Below are 21,424 nucleotides of genomic sequence, written 5' to 3' on the forward strand. Positions count from 1 at the left end.
GATCGCCTTAGGGATCAAATATAAAGATATCTTTATATCGTTGAGCGGGTATCGGATGCGGGTCGATAGCGGCGGGAACCGGGGCTCAGGCCGTGCCGCCGCCGGTCACCAGCTGGCGCGGATCGACCCCGGCCGCGCCGAACGCCGCCTGCCACCGCGCGCCCGCGCCGACATCATAGAGGATGCGCGGCTCGCCGCCGACATTGAACCAGCATCCCGGCTCGCGCAGCTCACCCTCCAGCTGGCCCGCATCCCATCCGGCATAGCCGAGCGCGACGATCCAGCGCTCCGGCCCCCGCCCCTCGGCGATGGCGCGCAGCACGTCGACCGTGCTCGACAGGACCCAGCGGCCGCCGACATCGACGCTGTCCTGCCCCTGCCAGTCATGGCTGTGCAGCACGAAGCCGCGCCGGGGCTCGACCGGGCCGCCATAATGGACCGGCGCGTCGGGTGCGTCGCCGGGCGCGATGCCGAACTGGTCGAGTAGCGCGTGGAAACCGATGCCGTCGATCGTCGCGCCGACGCCGATGCCCAGCGCGCCGCCTCCGTCATGCGCGCACATCGCGATGATCGCATGATCGAAATGGGGATCGGTCATGCCGGGCATGGCCAGCAGGAATTGGCCGGAGAGATAGGTCAGTTGATGCACATCCCGACTATAGGGATCACCGCTTCGCCTCGCCATGCTTGAAATGCGGGGCGGCTTGGCGGCATGGACGGCCCCGACACCCGGCATGGTGCCGGGCCGCGATGCCCCAAGGATTGCAACGATGACGATCAAGGTCGGAGACAGCCTCCCCGCCGCCACGCTGGTCAAGGTGACGCCCGAGGGCCCCGAGCAGGTGAACGCCGCCGATTACTTCGCCGGTCGCCGCGTCGCGCTGTTCGCGGTGCCGGGCGCCTTCACCCCCACCTGCTCGGCGCAGCACCTGCCCGGCTTCATCGCCCAGGCCGATGCGCTGAAGGCCAAGGGCGTGGACGAGATCGCCTGCACCTCGGTCAACGACGCCTTCGTCATGAAGGCCTGGGGCCAGGTGCAGGGCGCGGGCGGCGTCACGATGCTGGCCGATGGCAATGGCGACTTCGCCAAGGCGGTCGACCTGACGCTGGACGGCACCAAGTTCGGCATGGGCCTCCGCAGCCAGCGCTACACCATGCTGGTCAACGACGGCGTGGTCGAACAGCTGTTCGTCGAGGCGCCCGGCGAGTTCAAGGTCAGCTCGGCCGAGCACCTCCTCAGCCAGCTCTGATCCAGCGGACAACGCGGGGATTTGGATCGCTGGCGGAACAGCCCCAAGTCCCCATGCGTTTTACACGCGAGGATCAACAGACAAGAGGAACCATGGCATGACCACCTATGTCCCCCCCGAAAAGCAGACCGAGGCCAAGAGTCTGGCCGAAAAGGCGCAGGGCGCGGCCAAGGCCGCCGGTGACACGGTGAAGAGCCACCCCTATGCCGCCGCCGGAATCGCGGCGGGCGTCGCGGCGGCGGTGGCCGGGGCGGCGTTCGGCGCGGCCAAGCTGCGCACCGCCAGCGACGACGAGAATTCGACGCAGGGCGCCTGACCCGACGGGGCGGGTGCGGACGGCCACGGCATCGTCCGCACCCGCTTGCCAGCTTCCGCGACAGGGCCTAGCTCCTGTAGCATGACCAATGCCGTACAGATCGTCGAGGAACTCGACCGCCTCTACACCGCCTCCGTCACGCGGCTAAAGGACGCGTTGACCGCCTATCTTCGCGACGGCACCGTGCCCTCGCTCGACGACCGGGCGCATGGCTGTTTCGCCTATCCCGAAATCCGCCTGGTCTTTCGCGGCGATGTCGGACGCCCGACCCCGATGCGCTCCTTCGGACGGCTGGTATCGCCGGGCGATTATCGGATCAGCGTCACCAAGCCCGCCTTGTTCAAGGATTATCTGGTCGAGCAACTGACCCTGCTGATCGAGGATTACGACGTCACCGTCGAGGCGGTGGCCGGGCGGCAGGAAATTCCCTTCCCCTATGTGCTCGATCCCGGCCATGCGCTGAGCCTGGACACGGTGTCGGCGGCCGAGCTGGCGCGCTTCTTCCCTGCGACCGAGCTGGCGCATATCGGCGACGAGATCGCCGACGGGCTGTGGATGACCGCCGACGGCAATCGGCCGCTGGCGTTGTTCGACGGGCTTCGCACCGACTTCTCGCTCGCCCGGCTGCGCCATTATACCGGCACGCCGCCCGAACATTGCCAGCGTTTCGTGCTGTTCACCAATTACCACCGCTATGTCGACGAGTTCGTCCGCTGGGGCGCTTCGCAACTGGGCGAGGGTTCGCGCTTCACCGCCCTGTCGGGCGCGGGCGGCGTGGTGATCGAGCGGCCCGAGGATGTCGACAAGATCGTCACCGACAGCGCCTGGCGGCGGCACCAGATGCCCGCCTATCACCTGGTCGCCAAGGACGGCACCGGCATCACCCTGGTCAATATCGGCGTCGGCCCGTCCAACGCCAAGACGATCTGCGACCATCTGGCGGTCATGCGGCCCGAGGCGTGGCTGATGATCGGCCATTGCGGCGGGCTTCGTCCCAGCCAGCGGATCGGCGACTATGTGCTGGCGCACGCTTATCTGCGCGACGACCATGTGCTGGACGATGTGCTGCCGCCCGAAATTCCGGTCCCCGCCATCGCCGAGGTTCAGGTCGCGCTGGCCAAGGCGGCCGAGATCGTGTCCGGCCAGTCGGGCGACGACCTCAAGCGTCGGCTGCGCACCGGCACGATCGTCACCACCGACGATCGTAATTGGGAATTGCGCTATTCCAAGTCGGCGCTGCGCTTCTCGCTCAGCCGCGCGGTCGGCATCGACATGGAGTCCGCGACGATCGCGGCGCAGGGCTATCGCTTCCGCGTGCCCTATGGGACGCTGCTCTGCGTGTCGGACAAGCCGCTGCACGGCGAACTGAAGCTGCCGGGCCAGGCCAACCGCTTTTATGAGCGGGCGATCAGCGAGCATATGCGGATCGGCATCGAGACGTGCGAACAGCTGCGCCGCGAGGGCAACAAGCTGCACAGCCGCAAGCTGCGCGCGTTCAACGAGCCGCCCTTCCGCTGACCGGCAACCGGGGGCGGGGCGAAGCGTTACGCAGACGGACCGAAACAGGGGAATGTCGATGGTCGATACACCGGACACCAAGAAGCCACGCCCGCCCCGCCGCCGCGCCACGCCGAAGACGGCGGGCACCGCCGCGCCCCGGAAGCGTCCGGCGCCCAAGCCCCCGGAACAGCCGGAGGAAAGCCCCGTCGAGGCAACCGAGGCCAGCCCGACCGAAGAACTCGCGCCCGACGCACCGAAGCCCGCCAAGCCCAAGGCCCCGCCCAAACCCCGCTCCACCAAGCGGACGGCACCGCGCAAGGCGCCGCCGCGCAAGCCCGCCGCCATCAAACCCGCGCCCGCGCCGGTGCTGGGCAAGCATGGGCTGGACCGGGTCGGCGGCAAATGGGGTGTGGCGTCGATTTTGGGGAGCCTCGCCGCGGCGGCCGGGCTGACCGCGGCGCTGCTGACGCTGCGGGGGAGTACGCCGAAGCGGGACAAGGGCGAAGGCGAGGACGGCAAGAAGGACTGATCCCCGACCTCCGTTCAGCCTGAGCGCAGTCGAAGGCCAGGGGAAGGCCTGTCTCCTTGGCCTATGGCCAGACGTGGGCTTCGACTTCGCTCAGCCTGAACGGGCGTTGGGTTAAGCGCCCCTCCACCACCGCTGCGCGGCGGTCCCCCTCCCCATCAAAGATGGGGAGGATTTGGGGTGCCGCTTCATTCCTCCCCAAGCTGTGCTTGGGGAGGGGGACCGCTCGCGAAAGCGAGGGGTGGAGGGGCGGGCAACGCCATTCACCCCTCACAACATCACCAACCCTGCGGTTTACCCTTGTTCTGCTGGTCGAGCCACGTCTTCAACGGCGCGAAATATTCGACCAGCGCCTTGCCCGACATCTCGCGGCTGCCGGTGAACACCTGAAGCGCGTCCGGCCAGGGCTTGGACTGGCCCATGGCCAGCATCGCGTTCAGCTTCTCGCCGACCTTCTTGTTACCATAGAAGGAGCAGCGGTGGAGCGGCCCCTTCCACCCGGCCTGGTCGCACGCCGCCTTGTAGAACTGGAACTGGAGCACCCGCGCCAGGAAATAGCGCGCATAGGGCACGCCCGCCGGGATATGATACTTCGCACCCGGATCGAACTTCCTCTCGTCGCGTGCGACCGGCGGCACCACGCCCTGGTATTTCAGGCGCAGCGCGTCCCAGCCCGCCTGATACTGGCTAGCCGGGATCTGGCCCGAGAACACGCCCCAGCGCCACTTGTCGATCAGCAGGCCGAAGGGCAGAAACGCCACCTTGTCCATCGCCTGGCGCAGCAACAGGCCGATATCCTTGTCGGCGCTCGGCACCTTGGCGGGATCGAGCAGCCCGATCTTGACCAGATAATCGGGCGTGATCGACAGCGCGACGGTATCGCCGATCGCCTCGTGGAAGCCGTCATTGGCGCCGTTCTTGTAGAGGAAGGGCTGGTCCTTATAGGCGCGCTGGTAATAATTATGGCCGAGTTCGTGATGGATGGTCACGAAGTCGTCGGCATTGACCTTCGTGCACATCTTGATCCGGATATCGTCATTATTGTCGACATCCCAGGCAGAGGCGTGGCAGATCACCTCGCGGTCGGCGGGCTTCACGATCTGCGAACGCTGCCAGAAGCTCTGCGGCAGGGGCGCGAAGCCCAGCGAGGAGTAGAAGCCCTCGCCCGCCTTCACCATCCGGATCGGATCATAGCCCTTGGCCTTCAGCAGCTCGCCGGTGTCGTATCCGACATCGCCCGCCCCCTTGGGCGCGACCAGGTCATAGATATTGCCCCATTCCTGCGCCCACATATTGCCGAGCAGGTCGGCGCGGATCGGGCCGGTCTTCGACTGGACGGCATCGCCATATTTCTCGTTCAGCTTCCACCGGACATAGGTGTGCAGCGCCTGGTACAGCGGCTCCAGCTCGCCCCAGATCCTGTCGGTCAGCTGCGCGAACTGTTCCGGCGGCATGTCATAGCCGGACCGCCACAGCGACCCGGCATCGACATAGCCCAGCTCCCTGGCGCCCTGGTTGGCGAGCGCGGTCATCTGCGCATAGTCAGGCCGCATCGGGGCGCCGACATTGTCGTGCCAGCTGACCCACATTTCCTTCAGCTTGGCGGGATCGCGCTCGCTGCCCATCGCGGCCTCGATATCCGATCCGTTGATCGGCTGGCCGTTCCGCAGCCCCTTGCCCTTGCCATAGGCCGAGGACATGCGCGTGGTCAGCATCGACAGCTGCGCCGCCGCGCCGGGCGTGGTGGGCGCGGGCAGCGTGATGCCGCCGCGCAGCAGGTCCAGCTTGCGCTTGGTGTCATAGGACAGGCCCGGCAGCGCCTGATAGCGCGCCGCGCCCAAGCCATAGCGGACCGCGAGGTCGGTCATCTCCGCGCCCGAGGCGGCGGCCAGCGCGTCGGTGTCGTCGGTAATATAGGTCGCGTTGACCCAGGCGATCTGCTGCGCCCCGACCGACTTGTCGGCCAGCGTCTTCTCGGCATCCGCAACGAAGGCATCGGCCCCCGCGACGGTGGCGGGGGGCTGGGTAGCGGCGGGCCGCGGGGCGGGCTGCGGGGCGGTTTGGGCCTGGGCGGCCCCCGCCAGCACAAAGGCGAGCACGGTGCCGGAAACGGCGGAGCGAAGCATCATTTTCCCCCTGAAATCATCACATTGCTCTCGAAGCGGAGCCGATGACGCGCAGTTGCGCGGCTTTACCCGCCGCCGTCAAGCGGTCAGGAACCGGGCGATGGCCTCCCCCAGTTCGGGCTTGGTCACCGAGCTCATGTGATTGCCCGGAATCTCGACATAGCGGCCGCGCGGCAGCGCGTCGGCCAGATCGACCGCCGCGCCATTGTCGAAATCCTCCACGCCCGCGACGACCAGGGCGGGCAGGTCGAACCCCTCGATCGCCGATAGCGGCGTGTCGGCGAAGGTGTTCAGGATATGCAGCAGCGCGACCGGATCGCCGCCGGTGGTCTTCAGGAACGCTTCCGCCATCCATTCGGGCGAACCGCGCTTATGCTCGCCCAGACGCGTCAGGATGTTGGTGAAATGATCGACCCGGCGGCCGGTATGGAGCAGCCCCTCCAGCCCCATGCCCGCAAAGATCGCCTTGCCCGGCTCCGCCCCGGTTGCGAGCATCCGGCTGACCGTCCGCGCGCCCAGCGAATAACCGCCCAGATCATAATCGGTCAGCCCGAGATGCTCGACCAGCGCATGGCCGTCGCGGGTCAGCGCGTCCTTCGGATAGGCGGCGGGGTCATGCGGCTTGCCGCTTTCGCCATGCGCGCGCAGATCGGGCATGATGACCCGGTAGCCCCTGGCCGCGATCGCGGCGGCGTGGCCATAGCGGATCCAGTTGGTGTTCGCGTCGGAGAAATAGCCATGGATCAGGACGAGCGCCCGCCCCTCCCCCATTTCGCGCCACGCGATCGGCGTCCCGTCGAAGCTGTCGAAGAAGCGGGTTTCGGGGGCGGTTTCGGCCAAGGGTCAAATCTCCGGTAGGAAAGCGGGGCTACCGGATCGCCCTAATATAGATCGCGCGGGATGTGGACCCGTTTGCGGCCGGATTGCCGCGAACGGGTCCGTCTCCGATGGCGGAAAGACCGTGGCTCAGCCGACCGTGATGCCGACGATCCGCCACGCCCCCGCCTGATGCTCGAGCGTGACCGTCTCGATGACATCGCCCGACCTGGAATAGCGCGCGCGGAATTTCACCACCTCATAGCCATCGGGCGGCGCGGGCAGATTTTCCTGCGAGAGGAACGACCGCGAGACCATCGTCCCCATCTGCGCGCGCATTTTTTCGGAGGCCGCCGCCCAAACCGCCTCGCTATTGATCCTGCGAAAGGCCGAGCCGGTCGCGCGGTAGCTGTCCGCCCAGCGTCCCTGATCGACCAGCGCCAGGAAGCGCTGCGCGGCGTCGACCACCGCCGGGTCGTGGGCGGCGGAGGCGACCGGGGCATCCTGCGGCGACGTCGCGAGCATATGGGGCAGGCCGACAAGGGCGATCAGGCCGAGGGCAAGGGTCATGAGCAAGGCTCCTATGAGGATCGGGAAACGGCGTCCGCCGCGTCCCACGCCGCCGATCGGCGCCATGGCCTGATCCTGCGTCGCGGCCGGGCGGTCCTCCCCGATCGTCATGTCCCCCGATTTTTCGGGGGGCGGCGGGACGACCATGCCCCCTTCCGCGTCGAGGAGCATCCGCGCCGCCTCCCGGCTGCTCGACACCGACAATTTGCGCCGCGCGTCGCGCAGCCGTTCGTTGATGGTGTGGACCGACAGGTCGAGCGTCTGCGCGACCGACTTGGCGTCGTGCCCCCGGACGATCAGGCGCAGCGTCTGCTTCTCCTTGTCGGTCAGGGCCGCGAGGCCGTGGCGCTCCTTGATGGTCATCGGCGCGCCCTATGCCCGCGCGGTGCGTGTCGCCACCCCCAATAATTTGTACCCTTCGGGCGGACGATGGCGCGGGCCCGCCGCCCGCCATTTGGCTTGGCTAAGCAGTTGCGCTAAAAGGCCCCATGCCTGCCGCCAGAAGCAGGCCGATGGAGCGGATGCCGGACCCATAACCGGACGCTTGATGACCGCAACCACCGCTCCCGCCGCCGAGACCCTGCCGCCCAGCCCGATCGGGCGGCCGCACAGCCTGCTCGAAGACGCCTATGCCATCTTCATCGGCTGCACGCTGCTGATCGTGGGGCTGGTGTTCCTGAAAGCGGCGGGGCTGGTGACCGGCGGGATCGCGGGCGTCGCGCTGCTGCTGTCCTATCTGATCCCGCTGCCCGCGGGCGTGCTGTTCACGCTGGTCAACATCCCGTTCTTCCTGTTCGCGCACAAGGTGATGGGCGCGCGGTTCGCGGTGAAGACGGTGCTGGTCAATGTCGGGATCGGCATCGCCTCGGCGATCACGCGGGTGTCGGTGCATGTCGATGCGGTCCACCCGGCCTTTGCCGCGCTGGTCGGCGGTACGGTGATCGGCATGGGCATATTGTCGCTCGCCCGGCACCAGGCGGGGGTCGGCGGGACCGGGGTCATCACCATCTGGCTCTATCGCAAGCACGGATGGAATATGGGGCTGACCCAGGTCGCGCTCGACGTCGTGATCCTAAGCCTCGCCATCCCGGTGGTGACGGGCACCCAGCTGATCTGGTCGGCGATCAGCGCGGCGGCGATCAGTCTGATCCTCTTCGCCTGGCACCGACCGGGACTGTATATGGGGCGGTGAACCCCTTATCCTCCCCGATACGGGGAGGTGGAGGCGCGCAGCGCTGACGGAGGGGGGCTTTCCCATAGGAATGCCCGTCGGAGAGCCCCCTCCACCATCGCTTCGCGATGGTCCCCCTCCCCGTTCCGGGGAGGATCGAGACTTACCCCTTCTTCAGGTGGCGACGGCCGAGCAGCTCGGCGATCTGCACCGCGTTCAGCGCCGCACCTTTCCGCAGATTGTCCGACACGCACCACAGCGACAGGCCGTTATCGACCGTCGAGTCCTCGCGCACGCGGCTGATGAAGGTCGCATAGTCGCCGACGCATTCGATCGGCGTGACGTATCCGCCGTCCTCGCGCTTGTCGATCAGCATGACGCCGGGCGCCTCGCGCAGGATGTCCTGCGCTTCCTGTGCCGAGATCTCGTCCTCGAACTCGATGTTCAGCGCCTCGGAATGGCCGACGAACACCGGCACGCGGACGCAGGTTGCCGTCACCTTGACCTTGGGGTCGAGGATCTTCTTGGTCTCGGCGACCATCTTCCACTCTTCCTTGGTGGAGCCGTCCTCCAGGAAGCTGTCGATGTGCGGGATCACGTTGAAGGCGATCTGCTTGGTGAACTTCTTGGGCTCGGCGGGGTCGCCGACGAAGATGTTGCGGCTCTGCTCGAACAGCTCGTCCATGCCCGCCTTGCCCGCGCCCGACACCGACTGATAGGTCGCGACGACGACGCGCTTGATCGTCGCCTTGTCGTGCAGCGGCTTGAGCGCCACGACCATCTGCGCGGTCGAGCAGTTCGGGTTGGCGATGATGTTCTTGGCGGTATAGCCGTCGATCGCGTCCGGGTTCACTTCCGGCACGATCAGCGGCACGTCCGGGTCCATACGATAGAGCGACGAATTGTCGATCACGATGCAGCCCGCAGCGGCGAATTTGGGGGCATAGACCTTGGTCGCGTCCGACCCGATCGCGAACAGCGCCATGTCCCAGCCGGTGGGATCGAAATGCTCGATATTCTTGATGGTGAGCATCTTGCCGGTCTCACCATATTCGATCTGGTCGCCCTGGCTGCGCGACGAGGCGACGACCGCCAGTTCGTCGATCGGGAATTCCCGCTCCGCCAGAATGTTGATCATTTCCCGGCCGACATTGCCCGTCGCCCCGGCGACCACCACGCGATAACCCATTAAACCCTCCACTCGGAAGCCAGAGCCGGTAGCGTCATTGCGCGGACACGTCCACCGACTTTACGAATAGTGCGCGTTTGGGAAAGGCAAGCGGGGGTTTAGGCGCTGACACGTCGCCCCAGCAAAGGCTGGGGCCTTTCGCCTTCACGCCAGCCGGTCGAAAAGGTCGTCCCATGCAGGATTGAGACTCTCGATCAGCCTGATTTTCCATTCCCGCTTCCAGGCCTTCATCGCCTTCTCACGGGCGATGGCATCCTCGATCCGGCCATGTTCCTCGGCATAAACCAGCCGGTGCAGCCCATAGCGACGACAAAATTCCGCGCCCTTGTCGGTGCGATGCTGATGGATGCGCGCCGCCAGATGTGCGGTGACGCCGATATAGAGGACGCCGTCCGGCTTGTTGGTCATGATATAGACCCAGCCCGGCATCGGTCAGCCTATGCGGCGAAAGGCCCCAGCCTGCGCTGGGGCGACAATTCTCGGCATATCAATCATGCGTACTTGCCGCCCAGGTCGCGTGGGCGATGCCGTGGACGCTCTGGAAATGGTCGGTGATCCGGTCGAGTTCGCCCGCCTCGACGATGGTGCTGGTCAGGATCGCGGTGACGGTCACCTGGTCCTCGCCCCGCTCCTCGCTATCCAGTTCGCCGACCGGCAGGCCCGCGCCCTCCAGATGTTCTACCAGCAGGTCGCCGACCGGCCCGGCCTGCGCCGCGCTGGTGGTCAGGCTGACCGAATAGGTCGCCTCGACATGCCGCCCTTCGACGGGGATGCGGTTGATCGCATCGACCAGCGGACGCAGCGCGGTGTTGGCGAGCAGGACGATGCCGGTCAGCAGCACCGCCTCCGCCACCATGTCGCTGCCCGCGATCGAGCCCACCGCCGCCGAGCACCACAGGGTTGCCGCGGTATTCAGCCCGCGGACGTTCATCCCCTCCTTCATGATGACGCCCGCGCCCAGGAAGCCGATCCCCGACACGACATAGGCGATGATGCGGATCGACTCGACATTGCCGCCCAGCCGCTGGCCCAGGTCGACGAACGCCGCCGCGCCGATCGCGACCAGCGCATTGGTGCGCAGACCCGCGGTCCGCTGGCGATATTGCCGCTCGGCCCCGATCACCGTGCCCAGCACGAAGGCGGTCAGATAGCTGACCAGCGTGTCGAGGAACGGCCAGAGGTGGAAGGTCTTCAGGAATGCCATGGTCGCCACCCTAGTTCCTCCCCTGCAAGGGGAGGGGGACCACCGCGAAGCGGTGGTGGAGGGGTGTCACCATTAACGTGGACACCCCTCCGTCAGTCCTGCGGACTGCCACCTCCCCTTACCGGGGAGGAATGACGGCTTTATTTCTTCGCCGGCTTGTCCTTCACCGTCCGGTCCAGGAAGTTCAGGATCGTGTGCCACAGATGCTCGGAAATGCCCGGCCCGCCGACGCGGTGGGTCTGGCCCGGATAGAGCATCATCTCGAACGGCGTGTCGGTCTTCTGCATTTCGGCGGCGAAGGCCGTCGCATTGTCGAGGAAGACATTGTCGTCGGCCATGCCGTGGATCAGCATCAACGGATCGCGGATCTTCGCGGCATCCGTGATCGCCTGCGACGTCGCATAACTCTTCGGATCGGTGCGCGGGTCGCCCAGATAACGCTCGGTATAATGGGTGTCGTAAAGCTGCCAGTCGGTCACCGGCGCGCCCGACACGGCGGCGGCATAGACGCCCGGCGTCTTCTCCAGCATCTTGATCGACATATAGCCGCCGTACGACCAGCCATAGGTCGCGATCCGAGCCGGATCGACGAAGGGCAGGCTCTTCAGATAGTTCGCTCCGGCCAGCTGGTCGGCGACCTCGACCGTGCCCATCGCGTGATAGATGGCATCCTCGAACGCCTTGCCGCGATTATACGAGCCGCGATTGTCGATCTGGAAGAAGATCCAGCCCTGATCGACCAGATATTGCGGCAACGCCCCCTGCCAGCCGCGCGTGACCTGCTGGCCGGTGCCGGGGCCACCATAATGCTGGAAGAAGACGGGATATTTCTTGCCCGGCTCCAGCTTGGGGGTGATCATCTCCCAATAGAGCGTGGTGCCGTCATCGGCCTTGATCGTGCCGAACTGCGTCTCGCGGTGGCTGGCGAGATAGGGCGCATAGGGATGGCCCGCGACAATCGCGTTCTCGTTGATCCAGCTCAACCGCTTGCCGGTGGTGTCGGCCAGATAGACCTGGGTCGGCTGGCTCGGGCTGGAGCGCGAGACGATGAAGCGGCTGGCCGAGGAGTCCATCGTCGCGCTGTTGGTATAGCCGCGCTCGGTCAGGCGGGTGACGACGCCCGGATGCGTGATGTCGACGGCATAGAGATGCTGTTCGAGCACATCGTCCTTCAGGCCCGTGAAGTACAGCCGCCCCTTGGCCTCGTCGACGCCGACCAGATTGGTGACGACCCAAGGCCCCTTGGTCAGCTGCGTCCACTGGCCGTTCGCGAAGTGATAGAGATGGCCATAGCCGTCGCGCTCCGACCGCCAGATCAGGCTGCCGTCCTTCATCGGGCGATAGGCGTCGGACAGGTTCAGCCAGCTGCGCTGGCCCGAACGCTCGGTGAAGAGGATGGTCGACTTGCCGGTCACCGGGTCGACGCGCAGCATGTCGAGCGTCTTCTGGTCGCGGCTCTCGCGCTGGACCAGCAGGGTCTTGCCGTCCGGCGTCCAGTCGACGCGCGCCAGATAGATGTCGGGATTGGTGCCCAGATCGACCTTCACCCGGCCCGACCCGTCCGCCTTCATGACATAGAGGTCGACCAGCGCATTGGGCGTGCCCGCCGCCGGATAGCGCTGTTCATAGACCTTGGTGCCCGCCGCACCGATGGCGGCGCGGACCGCGACCTTGACCGGCGCATCGTCGAACCGCTCGACCGCGATGTAACGCTCGTCGGGGCTCCACCAATAGCCGGTGAAGCGGTGCATTTCCTCCTGCGCGACGAATTCCGCCTCGCCGAAATGGACGGTGCCGCCGCCCTCGGTGGTCAAGGCCCGCGCCTCTCCGCCCGCCAGCGGCATGGCCCACAAATTCTGGTCGCGCACGAAGCTGACATAGCCGCCCTTGGGGCTGACGATCGGGTTCAGCTCGCCGCCCGGCGTGTTGGTCAGGCGACGGACCTGTCCGTCCAGCCCGGCGAGATAGAGGTCGCCGTCGAGCGGCACCAGGATCGACTTGCCGTCGGGCGCCCAGTCATAGGCAACGATGCCCTTCGACCCGCCGATGCGCGCGCGCTCGCGCTGCATCTTCTCGGCCTCGGACAGTTCGGCGCCCGAGCCGACCTTCTTGGAGTCGACCAGCATGCGTTCCGCGCCGGTGCGGGTGTCGCGCGCCCAGAGGTCCAGCCGCTCGCGCTCGTCCGCGCGCGGGCGCAGCGAGGTCAGCAGCGTGCCGTCGGGCGACAGGCGCAACCCGCGCGGCTGCGACCCCGACAGGTCGGGACTGCCGAACACGCGCGCCAGGGTCAGTTCGCCCTGCTTTTCCGGTTCAGCCGCCATGGCGGGCGCCCCCAATCCCATCGCGATCGACGCCCCGACCGACGCCAGCGCCAGACCCAGCACCCATTTGCGCATTCATACCACTCCAAGCCTCATTGCCACCGGGGGCGCCCCCGGCGCGTCGCCGGGCGTTATCGCGACGAGACCGCGTTCCGTAAAGCCGGATCGACACCATGCCGGATCGGCGGCGATCGGCCCGTCCCGTCCCCCGTGATTTCCCGCGGATCGCAATGCTTTCTACTATTCGTAAACCGGCCGTTAACGAATTTGGATTAGGCCGAAGCTCCGGGGTCGGAAGGCGCATCCTATCCGCACGTGGCCCCCGGTCTTTTTCGGAATGGACATGGCAAGCTCGACGGCCTTTGACATACAGAATGACCGAAGCGGTGATATCGGGGCGATCATGGCGCGCCTGGGCAGCGCCGGGCACCCGCATGTCCAGGCGCTGTTGCTGCCGCAGGCGTTGCTCCACGACCTGACCGACGCGGTCCATGCGGTCTGCGCGGTGCATGGCAATCACCCCTGCATGATCGATTACGCGATGGCGCGCGGCATCCAGATCGACACCCTGCCGTGGCTGATCCAGTCGTCCACCGCCTTTGCCCATGAACGCGCCTATCTGGCGCATCTGACATCGGCGGCGGGGCCGCTGCCCTCGACGCCGGGACAGGCACAGACCGATGCGGCGCTGACCCAGCTGCGCCACACGCTGGAAATGCTGGCCAATTCGGACCGGCGCGGCTGCGCGACCGGCGCGGTGTCCGCCCTGATCCTCGACTGGCGCGCGATCCGGCAGGTGCTCGACCAGGCGGCGCGGCGGTTCGGGCTGGCCTCGCTGCCCGGCACGATGCCCGATCCGATCCTGGACGACCCCGAAGACGATACCGCCATCGGCCTGGCGCGTGCGCGCGGATTCGGCGCGACCCAGCTGTTCGTCCAGCATCGGGGCCTGTGGAACATCCTGGAGGCGCGGGCCAGCGCGCGGCGCGGATAGCCCCGTGGCGGCCGCAAAGCCTCGATCGGTCGCGGCGAACGCTCGGCTGATCGCCCTAAGGCCGCATTAACCATCTTGTACAGTTCACGATTAAGCGAGGCTCGTTACCGTGACAGAGATGAAAGGCGTGGTGTCCAAGGCAACTCTCTCACTCTGTGCGCTGACGGTCGCCATCCCCTCGGACGCGCGCTCGCTGCTGGATTATGTCGGCCAGTGCGTCCCCTTCGCGCGACAGGCCTCGGGCATCTCGCTTTATGGCGATGCCTGGACTTGGTGGTCGCAGGCGGCGGGGAAATATCCGCGCGGCCACGCCCCCCGGGTCGGTGCGGTCGTCGTCTTCGAAAAGACCAGCCGCCTGCCACTCGGCCATGTCGCGGTGGTCAGCCGCGTGGTAGAGGACCGGGTGCTGATGCTGACCCATGCCAACTGGTCGATCCAGAATGGCGAACGCGGCCATGCCGAGCAGGACGTCACGCTGTTCGACGTGTCGCCCGCCAATGACTGGAGCGTGGTGAAGGTCTGGTTCCGCGACTCGGACGGCCTGGGCAGCACGACCTATCCCATCTATGGCTTCATCTATGGCAATGGCCGCACGGCGCCCGAACTGACCGGCGCCAAGCCCGATTATGTCGGCGCGCTGATCGACGCCTATGTCGCACGCTGATTGTCGGTAACGGGGCCGTATGATAGGCTGACGCCCGTCATCTGGGAGGATGCCGATGCTGTCGCTGCTCGCCTTGCTCGCCCTGTCCGCCGCCGATGAGGCGTGGCCCGTCACCCCGACGCTGGGCCAGTTGCCCGAACGCTGCGCACCGAAGGAAAGACGGGTCAGCCGCAAGACCCCGAGCGTCGGCCTGCACACGCTGAACGAGATGCCCGATGCCGACCCGCAATATGCCGTGGTCCGCGAGATCGACGGCTGTCCTGTGCCGGTCAAGGCCGACAAACCCCTGAAGCCCCAACGCTAGGGCCGGTCGACATTCAGCGCTGCCTTTCCTTCCCTCGCCCCTCGCAGAGGGGAGAGGGTTGCGCAGACTTGGTCTTTGCGAGAGCAAAGGCTTAGTCGGAGCTGGGTGAGGGGTGGGCGCTCGCTCCGCGAGCGCGCGAGCCCTTGGGCTCGCTCAACCCCTCACCCAAGCTGCGCTAGCCAGCAGGCTGGCAAGCTTCGCTAACCCTCTCCCCCTGTCCAGGGGAGAGGGGAAGAAGAAGCGATCCTGAATGGCGATCCGCCCTCTGGGACCGGAGCGGGACTCGCCGCGACGACGGTCATACCCGATCGCCTGAACTATCCCCCGGCGGGGCGGTGGATCACGCCCCCGGTCATCGGCTGCGGCACGCCGGTCGTGCCGGGAAAGCTGATCGGCCGCTCGTTCAGCCGACGCACCGCCATATAGGCGAAGCCCTCCGCCTCCATCGCGTCGCCGTTCCAGCCGAGCGCATCGCTCGGCTCGGGGGTCAGCCCCGTCGCCGCCGCGATCATCGCCAGCATCGTGGCATTGTGCCGCCCGCCGCCCGCGACCAGAAGGCGCCGGGGCCGCGCGGGCAGATGGTCGAGCGCGCGCGCCACCGTCTGCGCGGTGAAGGCGGTCAGCGTCGCCGCGCCGTCCGCCGCCGACAGCCCCCGCGCGGGCTGGATGGTGAAGTCGTTGCGGTCGAGCGACTTGGGCGGGGCGAGGTCGAACCAGCCATTGTCCATCATCGTGTCGAGCACCGTCGGCTCCACCTGTCCGCTGCCCGCCAGTGCGCCATCGGCGTCGTAACGCTGCCCGGTCTCGGCCTCCATCCAGCTGTCGATCAGGCCATTGGCCGGGCCGGTATCGAACGCGACGAGTGCGCCGTCGTCGCCGATCCAGGTGACGTTGGCCACCCCGCCCAGATTGAGGATTGCCACCGGCTTCTCCAGCCCGGCCGCCAGCGCGGCGTGATAGACCGGGATCAGCGGCGCCCCCTGCCCGCCCGCCGCGACATCGGCCGAGCGGAAGTCGGAGACGGTGACGATCCCGGTCGCATCCGCCAGCGCCTGTCCGTCACCGATCTGCCAGGTCCAGCCGCGATCGGGGCGATGCGCGACCGTCTGCCCGTGAAAGCCGATGACATCGACCGCATCCGCGCCGATCCCGGCATCGCGCAGCAGCTTCTGGACGACCATCGCATGGGTGCGCACGATCAACTCGCTCGCCGCGACGATCGGCGGGCTGGCGCGCGGACGGTCGAAGGTCAGCGCCATGGCGGTGGCCTCCGCCAGTTCGGTGCGCGCGGCATCCGAATAGGGTTCGCTGCGAAAGGCGATCGCGCGCCGCTGCGCCTCGCCGTCCGTTTCGATCAGCGCGGCATCCACCCCGTCGAGCGAGGTTCCCGACATCAATCCGATCGCCAGCATCGCGCTTAACCCTTGTGAATTTGCATCCCTCATGCCGGGATCGCGCGGACGTGTCGACCACATGGCGCAAGCGCATCTGGAAAAGCGTCGCGTTTTGGCCTATGTGCGCGCGCATCCCATGGCAACCAAACTCCCCACTCCGCCGCGTGTCGGCATGGTCTCGCTCGGCTGTCCCAAGAATCTGGTCGACAGCGAACGCATCCTGACCCAGCTCCGCGCAGACGGCTATCAGATGTCGCCCGACTATGCCGGGGCCGACGTCGTGCTGGTCAACACCTGCGGCTTTCTCGACTCGGCGAAGGAGGAAAGCCTGGAGGCGATCGGCGAGGCGATCAAGAAAAATGGCCGCGTCATCGTGACCGGGTGCATGGGCAAGGAGGCCGAGGCGATCCGCACCCGCTTCCCCGACGTGCTCGCAATCACCGGCGCGCATGAATATGAGCAGGTGGTGGAGGCCGTCCACGCCGCCGCGCCCGCCAACCTGTCGCCCTATATCGACCTGATCCCCGATGCGGGCCTGAAGCTGACGCCGCGCCACTACAGCTATCTGAAGATTTCCGAGGGCTGCAACCACCGGTGCAGCTTCTGCATCATCCCGTCGCTTCGCGGCGACCTGGTCAGCCGCCGCCCCGACGCCATCCTGCGCGAGGCGGAGAAGCTGGTCGCGGCGGGCACGCGCGAGCTGCTGGTCATCAGCCAGGACACCTCGGCCTACGGCATCGACATCCGCCGCGAACCGCGGATGTGGAAGGGGCAGGAGGTCGTGCCGCACATGACCGACCTCGCCCGCGAACTGGGCAAGATCGCGCCCTGGGTGCGGCTGCACTATGTCTATCCCTATCCGCATGTGGATCAGGTGATCCCGCTGATGGCGGAAGGGCTGGTGCTGCCCTATCTGGACATTCCCTTCCAGCATGCCGCGCCGTCGGTGCTCCGCCGCATGAAGCGCCCCGGCAACGATGCCAAGGTGCTCCAGCGCATCCACCAGTGGCGCGACATCTGCCCCGATATCGCAATCCGCTCGACCTTCGTCGTCGGCTTCCCCGGTGAGACGGAGGAGGATTTCGAATATCTGCTCGACTGGCTGGACGAGGCCCAGCTCGACCGGGTCGGTGCCTTCCGCTTCGAGCCTGTCGAGGGCGCCGCCGCCAACGCCCTGCCCGATCACGTCCCCGAGGAGGTGAAGGAAGAGCGTTACGCGCGGATCATGGAAAAGACCGCCGCCATCTCCGCCGCCAAGCTGGCCGCCAAGGTCGGCCGCACCCTGCCCGTCATCATCGACGCGGTGGATGACGAAGGCGGCGCGACCGGCCGGTCCCAGGCCGACGCGCCCGAGATCGACGGCGAGGTCTTCCTGCGCGATGCCGGGCATCTGTCGGTCGGCGATATCGTGCCCGTCGCCATCGAGGATGCTGACGAGCACGACCTGTACGGCGTCCCCGTCACAGGAAACGGATAAGCATCATCACCAGCCCGGCCATCGACACCAGATAGGCCAGCGACCGCACATAGCGGACGCCGAACAGATAGAGCGGCACATAGGCGACCCGCGCGAGGAACCAGATCCACGCGCCGGTCGCCGCCATCCCGCCGCTCCGGCCGGTCAGGGCCACCCCCAGTGCGAGCGCGATGAAGACGGGCCAGGTCTCACGATAATTGGCCGAAGCACGCTCCGCCCGCCCGGCAAGCGGCCCCAGCGGCGCCGGAGTCCCGTCGCGCGGTCCCGCATTCCAGCCGATGCCCCGGTCCAGCGTCGCCAATTGCGATTGCAGCGCGAGATGGACGAAGAATAGGATGATCGACCAGCCGAGGATGGTCAGTTCGGTGGTCATTCGTCCGTCTCCCGCAGTCCACCCCGGCGAAGGCCGGGGTCCGGTGGCCAGCGCTCCTAGGCGCGCGACGGGTCTCCAACGCAGAACGTCGCAACTGGACCCCGGCCTTCGCCGGGGTGGCCAGGAAAAAGCGCCGGGTGTCTCCCATCCCCCGTTCAGCCTGAGCGTAGTCGAAGGCCAAGGGACTCGTTCTCCACACAGTGACCTTCAGGCTTGGCAGATGTCGTAGCATGGCCTTCGACTACGCTCAGGCTGAACGGAGGGGGGCACGACCGCCCTCCACGCTCCCACACCCGCCCCACACCCGTTGCACCGCCCCCACAAACCTGCTTCCTTGGCGCGCATGAGATACCCGACCCTGCTGGCGGCCGTCGCGCTGCTCGCCCCCGCTCCGCTCGCCGCACAAGCCCTGACCCCGGCCGAAACCCAGAAGATCGATGCGCTGGTGACCAGGACGCTGGCCGATACCGGCGTGCCCTCCGCCTCGATCGCGGTGGTGCGCGGCGGCAAAATCGTGCTCGCCAAGGCTTATGGCAAGCAGTTCGAGGGGCAGCGCGGCCCTGCCGATCCGGCCCTCCCCTATCAGATCGCCTCTGTGTCCAAGCAGTTCACCGCGACCGCGATCCAGTTGCTGGCGGACGAAGGCAAGCTGTCGCTGAACGACACCGTCTCAAAATATATCCCCGGCATCAGCGGCGGCGACACAATCACCATCCGCCAGTTGCTCAGCCACACCTCGGGCCTGCGCGATTACTGGCCGCAGGATTACAGCTTCAAGGCGATGGCGACCCCGACCACGCCGCAGGGGATCGTCGACCGCTGGGCCAAGGCGCCGCTGGACTTCGCGCCGGGCACCCAGTGGCAATATTCCAACACCGGCTATGTCGTGGCGGGTCTGATCGTCGAGAAGGTGTCGGGCCAGCCGCTGCTCGACTTCCTCCAGGCGCGTGTCTTCCGCCCGCTGGGCATCCGCGCGGTGGATCAGGACAAGGCGGTCGGGCCGGGCTTCCCCCAGGGCTATCTCCGCCATGCGCTGGGCCCCGTCCGGGTCGAGACGCCCGCGGCCCCCGGCTGGCTCTATGCGGCGGGCGAGCTGTCCATGGCGCCGCGCGACCTGGCGAAATGGGACGTGGCGCGGATGAACCGCACGCTGCTGCCCGCCAAGGACTGGGCCGAGCAGGAGACGCCGGTCAAGCTGGCCGATGGATCGAACACCAATTATGGGCTGGGCGTCGCGGTCGGCACCGCCGATGGACGCCGCGTGGTCGAGCATAGCGGCGAGGCGGTCGGCTTCCTGACCGAGAATATCGTCTATCCGGACGACAAGGCCGCCGTGGTGGTCGCGGTCAATGCCTGGTTCGCCGATGCGCAGGGGCGGATCGCCAAGGGCATATCCGACATCGTCCTGCCCGCGCCCAAGGCCGATGCCGAGGATGCCGCCGCGCTCGACCGCATCCGCCGGGTCTATGCCCAGCTTCAGGCGGGCCGCCTCGACCGATCGCTGCTGACCGAGGACGCGGCCTATTATTTCACCCCCGCGACCATCGCCGACTATCGGTCGAGCCTGTCGCCGCTCGGCGCGCCGAAGACGATCGAACAGACGGGCAAGACCCGGCTGCGCGGCGGGTTCGTCAACCGTTCCTACCGCGTGACCTATCCAAACCGCACGCTGCGCATCAGCACCTATGCCGAGCCGGGTGCGACCGGAAAGATCGAACAGTTTCTCGTGAGTCCCGCCGAATGACCGACTTTACCCCCCTGCTCCAACCCGATCGCGGCCAGAGCGCGCATGCGATCACGCTGCTGACCGCCGACGGCTTTGACGGCTGGCTGAGCCGCCAGCCCGCCGCGACCCGCGCGCTGGCGGCCGCGCAGCGCTTCACCGCCAAGCCCAATAGCCATATCCTCGTGCCGCAGGATGACGGCATCGCGGTGGTCGCGGGCGTCGCCGATCCCGCCGCGCCCTGGGCCCTGGCAAAGCTCGCCGAGACGCTGCCCGAGGGCAGCTATCGCCTGGACGGCGCGGAGGTCGGGGCCAATGCGCTGGGCTGGCTGCTCGGCCAATATCGTTTCACCCGCTATCGCAAGGCGGAGGATGCGGGTCCGCGCGTCCTGCTGACCCGCGACGTCGCGCACCGGGACGAGATGCTCCGCATCGCCGCCGCGACCGCCCTGGTCCGCGATCTGGTCAACACGGGTGCGGGCGATCTGGGGCCCGCCGAGCTGGAAGCGCAGGCCGAGGCGCTGGCCCAGGCCCATGGCGCCACCGTCACCGTCACGGCGGGCGAGACGCTCGCCCGCGACTATCCGATGATCCATGCGGTCGGCCAGGCCGCGACGCGCGACCGTGCGCCGCGCCTGATCGAGCTGGCCTGGGGAAATCCCGCCCATCCGCGCATCGCGATCGTCGGCAAGGGCGTCTGCTTCGACACCGGCGGGCTCGACATCAAGCCGTCGGCGGGCATGCGGCTGATGAAGAAGGACATGGGCGGTGCGGCGCATGCGCTGGCGCTGGCCAGCCTTGTCATGGCGGCCAGGCTGCCGGTCCGTCTGCACCTGCTGATCCCGGCGGTGGAGAATGCGGTGTCGGGCGCATCCTTCCGCCCCGGCGACGTGCTGCGCACCCGCAAGGGCCTGACCGTCGAGAACACCAATACCGACGCCGAGGGCCGCCTGATCCTAGGCGACGCGCTGACCCGCGCGGGCGAGGAGAAGCCGGAGCTGATCCTCGACTTCGCCACACTGACCGGGGCAGCGCGTGTGGCGCTGGGCCCCGACCTTCCGCCGCTGTTCACCGATGACGAGGCGCTGGCGGCGGACCTGCTCTCGGCGGGCGTAGCGGAGGACGATCCCGTGTGGCGGATGCCGCTCTGGGACGGCTATGACGATATGCTCAAGTCCGACATCGCCGACCTGGTCAACGCCCCCGATGGCGGCTTTGCGGGGGCGATCACGGCGGCGCTGTTCCTGCGGCGCTTCGTGCCCCGGAATACGGCCTGGGCACATCTCGACGTGTTCGCATGGCGGCCTTCGGGCAAGCCGGGACGCCCCAAGGGGGGTGACGCCTATGCCCTGCGCGCGGCGTATCGGATGTTGAAGGGGCGCTATTCGGGGGGGTGATCGGCGGTCGGGCGTGCGCTTCGACTTCGCTCAGCGTGAACGGCTATAGGGATTGGGCCAGGTCCCCAACTTCCGTTCAGCCTGAGCGCAGTCGAAGGCCACGCCCCAC

General features: G+C 67.3%; 21 protein-coding genes. 11 read left to right on the forward strand and 10 right to left on the reverse strand.

Annotated elements, in window-relative coordinates:
* Positions 1–85: 85 nt before the first annotated feature.
* Positions 86–649, reverse strand: coding sequence for a YqgE/AlgH family protein (locus QE363_RS14195; RefSeq protein ID WP_309696264.1), 564 nt, complete (start codon positions 647–649; stop codon positions 86–88).
* A gap of 121 nt (positions 650–770) precedes the next feature.
* Here QE363_RS14195 and QE363_RS14200 point away from each other — a divergent pair, with 121 nt between their 5' ends.
* From QE363_RS14200 to QE363_RS14215, 4 genes are all read left to right on the forward strand, one after another.
* Positions 771–1,250, forward strand: a complete 480-nt coding sequence (locus QE363_RS14200) for a peroxiredoxin (RefSeq protein ID WP_309696267.1) — start codon at positions 771–773, stop codon at positions 1,248–1,250.
* 97 nt (positions 1,251–1,347) lie between these two features.
* Complete coding sequence (locus QE363_RS14205) at positions 1,348–1,566, forward strand: hypothetical protein (RefSeq protein ID WP_309696269.1); 219 nt, start codon at positions 1,348–1,350, stop codon at positions 1,564–1,566.
* 81 nt (positions 1,567–1,647) lie between these two features.
* Positions 1,648–3,084, forward strand: coding sequence for an AMP nucleosidase (locus QE363_RS14210; protein WP_307099632.1), 1,437 nt, complete (start codon positions 1,648–1,650; stop codon positions 3,082–3,084).
* Positions 3,085–3,142: 58 nt separating this feature from the next.
* Positions 3,143–3,595, forward strand: coding sequence for a hypothetical protein (locus QE363_RS14215; RefSeq protein ID WP_309696272.1), 453 nt, complete (start codon positions 3,143–3,145; stop codon positions 3,593–3,595).
* Between the two features lie 275 nt (positions 3,596–3,870).
* Here QE363_RS14215 and QE363_RS14220 read toward each other — a convergent pair whose 3' ends face one another.
* From QE363_RS14220 to QE363_RS14230, 3 genes are all read right to left on the reverse strand, one after another.
* Positions 3,871–5,718, reverse strand: coding sequence for a M2 family metallopeptidase (locus QE363_RS14220; RefSeq protein WP_309696274.1), 1,848 nt, complete (start codon positions 5,716–5,718; stop codon positions 3,871–3,873).
* Between the two features lie 78 nt (positions 5,719–5,796).
* Entirely contained in the window at positions 5,797–6,558 is a 762-nt protein-coding gene (locus QE363_RS14225) for an alpha/beta fold hydrolase (RefSeq protein ID WP_307099637.1), read from the reverse strand.
* A 126-nt stretch (positions 6,559–6,684) separates the two neighbouring features.
* On the reverse strand, positions 6,685–7,467 hold the full coding sequence (locus tag QE363_RS14230; protein WP_309696277.1) for a DUF4019 domain-containing protein: 783 nt from the start codon (positions 7,465–7,467) through the stop codon (positions 6,685–6,687).
* 184 nt (positions 7,468–7,651) lie between these two features.
* Here QE363_RS14230 and QE363_RS14235 point away from each other — a divergent pair, with 184 nt between their 5' ends.
* Complete coding sequence (locus QE363_RS14235; RefSeq protein ID WP_307099641.1) at positions 7,652–8,296, forward strand: YitT family protein; 645 nt, start codon at positions 7,652–7,654, stop codon at positions 8,294–8,296.
* Positions 8,297–8,438: 142 nt separating this feature from the next.
* Here QE363_RS14235 and QE363_RS14240 read toward each other — a convergent pair whose 3' ends face one another.
* The 4 genes from QE363_RS14240 to QE363_RS14255 form a co-directional block, all read right to left on the reverse strand.
* Positions 8,439–9,464 (reverse strand): aspartate-semialdehyde dehydrogenase, encoded by a 1,026-nt coding sequence (locus QE363_RS14240; RefSeq protein ID WP_307099643.1) that lies wholly within the window; start codon positions 9,462–9,464, stop codon positions 8,439–8,441.
* Between the two features lie 144 nt (positions 9,465–9,608).
* Positions 9,609–9,893 (reverse strand): GIY-YIG nuclease family protein, encoded by a 285-nt coding sequence (locus QE363_RS14245; protein ID WP_309696280.1) that lies wholly within the window; start codon positions 9,891–9,893, stop codon positions 9,609–9,611.
* A gap of 58 nt (positions 9,894–9,951) precedes the next feature.
* Positions 9,952–10,668, reverse strand: coding sequence for an MgtC/SapB family protein (locus QE363_RS14250; RefSeq protein WP_309696282.1), 717 nt, complete (start codon positions 10,666–10,668; stop codon positions 9,952–9,954).
* Between the two features lie 140 nt (positions 10,669–10,808).
* Positions 10,809–13,064: a DPP IV N-terminal domain-containing protein gene (locus QE363_RS14255; protein WP_405053186.1), complete on the reverse strand. Its 2,256-nt coding sequence runs from the start codon at positions 13,062–13,064 to the stop codon at positions 10,809–10,811.
* Between the two features lie 328 nt (positions 13,065–13,392).
* On the opposite strand from QE363_RS14255, the gene QE363_RS14260 reads away from it, so the two are divergent.
* The 3 genes from QE363_RS14260 (at position 13,393) to QE363_RS14270 (ending at position 14,951) form a co-directional block, all read left to right on the forward strand.
* On the forward strand, positions 13,393–13,983 hold the full coding sequence (locus QE363_RS14260; RefSeq protein ID WP_307099648.1) for a DUF6975 family protein: 591 nt from the start codon (positions 13,393–13,395) through the stop codon (positions 13,981–13,983).
* 118 nt (positions 13,984–14,101) lie between these two features.
* A complete protein-coding gene (locus tag QE363_RS14265; RefSeq protein ID WP_307104560.1) occupies positions 14,102–14,647 on the forward strand; it encodes a CHAP domain-containing protein in 546 nt (181 codons plus the stop codon).
* A gap of 55 nt (positions 14,648–14,702) precedes the next feature.
* The gene (locus QE363_RS14270; RefSeq protein ID WP_309696284.1) at positions 14,703–14,951 is read left to right on the forward strand and encodes a hypothetical protein; all 249 of its coding nucleotides are present in this window, start codon (positions 14,703–14,705) and stop codon (positions 14,949–14,951) included.
* A gap of 317 nt (positions 14,952–15,268) precedes the next feature.
* Here the strand turns inward: QE363_RS14270 and QE363_RS14275 are convergent, their stop codons facing one another.
* Positions 15,269–16,363 carry an anhydro-N-acetylmuramic acid kinase gene (locus QE363_RS14275; protein ID WP_309696286.1) on the reverse strand — a complete coding sequence of 365 codons (1,095 nt, stop codon included), beginning with the start codon at positions 16,361–16,363 and terminating at the stop codon, positions 15,269–15,271.
* 118 nt (positions 16,364–16,481) lie between these two features.
* On the opposite strand from QE363_RS14275, the gene rimO reads away from it, so the two are divergent.
* A complete protein-coding gene (rimO, locus tag QE363_RS14280) occupies positions 16,482–17,822 on the forward strand; it encodes a 30S ribosomal protein S12 methylthiotransferase RimO (RefSeq protein WP_309696288.1) in 1,341 nt (446 codons plus the stop codon).
* On the opposite strand, the gene QE363_RS14285 is transcribed toward rimO, so the two are convergent.
* Positions 17,806–18,195: an MAPEG family protein gene (locus QE363_RS14285; RefSeq protein ID WP_309696290.1), complete on the reverse strand. Its 390-nt coding sequence runs from the start codon at positions 18,193–18,195 to the stop codon at positions 17,806–17,808. The genes rimO and QE363_RS14285 overlap by 17 nt on opposite strands.
* Before the next feature lie 343 nt (positions 18,196–18,538).
* On the opposite strand from QE363_RS14285, the gene QE363_RS14290 reads away from it, so the two are divergent.
* Positions 18,539–19,939, forward strand: a complete 1,401-nt coding sequence (locus QE363_RS14290; RefSeq protein ID WP_309696292.1) for a serine hydrolase domain-containing protein — start codon at positions 18,539–18,541, stop codon at positions 19,937–19,939.
* The gene (locus tag QE363_RS14295; protein ID WP_309696294.1) at positions 19,936–21,315 is read left to right on the forward strand and encodes a leucyl aminopeptidase family protein; all 1,380 of its coding nucleotides are present in this window, start codon (positions 19,936–19,938) and stop codon (positions 21,313–21,315) included. Before QE363_RS14290 ends, QE363_RS14295 begins: the two co-directional genes overlap by 4 nt.
* The last annotated feature ends 109 nt before the right edge of the window (positions 21,316–21,424 follow it).

This window comes from Sphingomonas sp. SORGH_AS_0870 (assembly GCF_031453175.1).
Taxonomy (GTDB): Bacteria; Pseudomonadota; Alphaproteobacteria; order Sphingomonadales; family Sphingomonadaceae; genus Sphingomonas.

Excerpts from the sequence above, each read along its gene's own strand:
- QE363_RS14200 (WP_309696267.1), top strand. The coding sequence starts at position 771 with ATGACGATCAAGGTCGGAGACAGCCTCCCCGCCGCCACGCTGGTCAAG.
- QE363_RS14205 (WP_309696269.1), top strand. The coding sequence starts at position 1,348 with ATGACCACCTATGTCCCCCCCGAAAAGCAGACCGAGGCCAAGAGTCTG.
- QE363_RS14210 (WP_307099632.1), top strand. The coding sequence starts at position 1,648 with ATGACCAATGCCGTACAGATCGTCGAGGAACTCGACCGCCTCTACACC.
- QE363_RS14215 (WP_309696272.1), top strand. The coding sequence starts at position 3,143 with ATGGTCGATACACCGGACACCAAGAAGCCACGCCCGCCCCGCCGCCGC.
- QE363_RS14220 (WP_309696274.1), bottom strand. The coding sequence starts at position 5,718 with ATGCTTCGCTCCGCCGTTTCCGGCACCGTGCTCGCCTTTGTGCTGGCG.
- QE363_RS14230 (WP_309696277.1), bottom strand. The coding sequence starts at position 7,467 with ATGACCATCAAGGAGCGCCACGGCCTCGCGGCCCTGACCGACAAGGAG.
- QE363_RS14235 (WP_307099641.1), top strand. The coding sequence starts at position 7,652 with ATGACCGCAACCACCGCTCCCGCCGCCGAGACCCTGCCGCCCAGCCCG.
- QE363_RS14240 (WP_307099643.1), bottom strand. The coding sequence starts at position 9,464 with ATGGGTTATCGCGTGGTGGTCGCCGGGGCGACGGGCAATGTCGGCCGG.
- QE363_RS14245 (WP_309696280.1), bottom strand. The coding sequence starts at position 9,893 with ATGCCGGGCTGGGTCTATATCATGACCAACAAGCCGGACGGCGTCCTC.
- QE363_RS14250 (WP_309696282.1), bottom strand. The coding sequence starts at position 10,668 with ATGGCATTCCTGAAGACCTTCCACCTCTGGCCGTTCCTCGACACGCTG.
- QE363_RS14255 (WP_405053186.1), bottom strand. The coding sequence starts at position 13,064 with ATGCGCAAATGGGTGCTGGGTCTGGCGCTGGCGTCGGTCGGGGCGTCG.
- QE363_RS14260 (WP_307099648.1), top strand. The coding sequence starts at position 13,393 with ATGGCGCGCCTGGGCAGCGCCGGGCACCCGCATGTCCAGGCGCTGTTG.
- QE363_RS14265 (WP_307104560.1), top strand. The coding sequence starts at position 14,102 with ATGAAAGGCGTGGTGTCCAAGGCAACTCTCTCACTCTGTGCGCTGACG.
- QE363_RS14270 (WP_309696284.1), top strand. The coding sequence starts at position 14,703 with ATGCTGTCGCTGCTCGCCTTGCTCGCCCTGTCCGCCGCCGATGAGGCG.
- QE363_RS14275 (WP_309696286.1), bottom strand. The coding sequence starts at position 16,363 with ATGCTGGCGATCGGATTGATGTCGGGAACCTCGCTCGACGGGGTGGAT.
- rimO (WP_309696288.1), top strand. The coding sequence starts at position 16,482 with ATGGCAACCAAACTCCCCACTCCGCCGCGTGTCGGCATGGTCTCGCTC.
- QE363_RS14285 (WP_309696290.1), bottom strand. The coding sequence starts at position 18,195 with ATGACCACCGAACTGACCATCCTCGGCTGGTCGATCATCCTATTCTTC.
- QE363_RS14290 (WP_309696292.1), top strand. The coding sequence starts at position 18,539 with ATGAGATACCCGACCCTGCTGGCGGCCGTCGCGCTGCTCGCCCCCGCT.
- QE363_RS14295 (WP_309696294.1), top strand. The coding sequence starts at position 19,936 with ATGACCGACTTTACCCCCCTGCTCCAACCCGATCGCGGCCAGAGCGCG.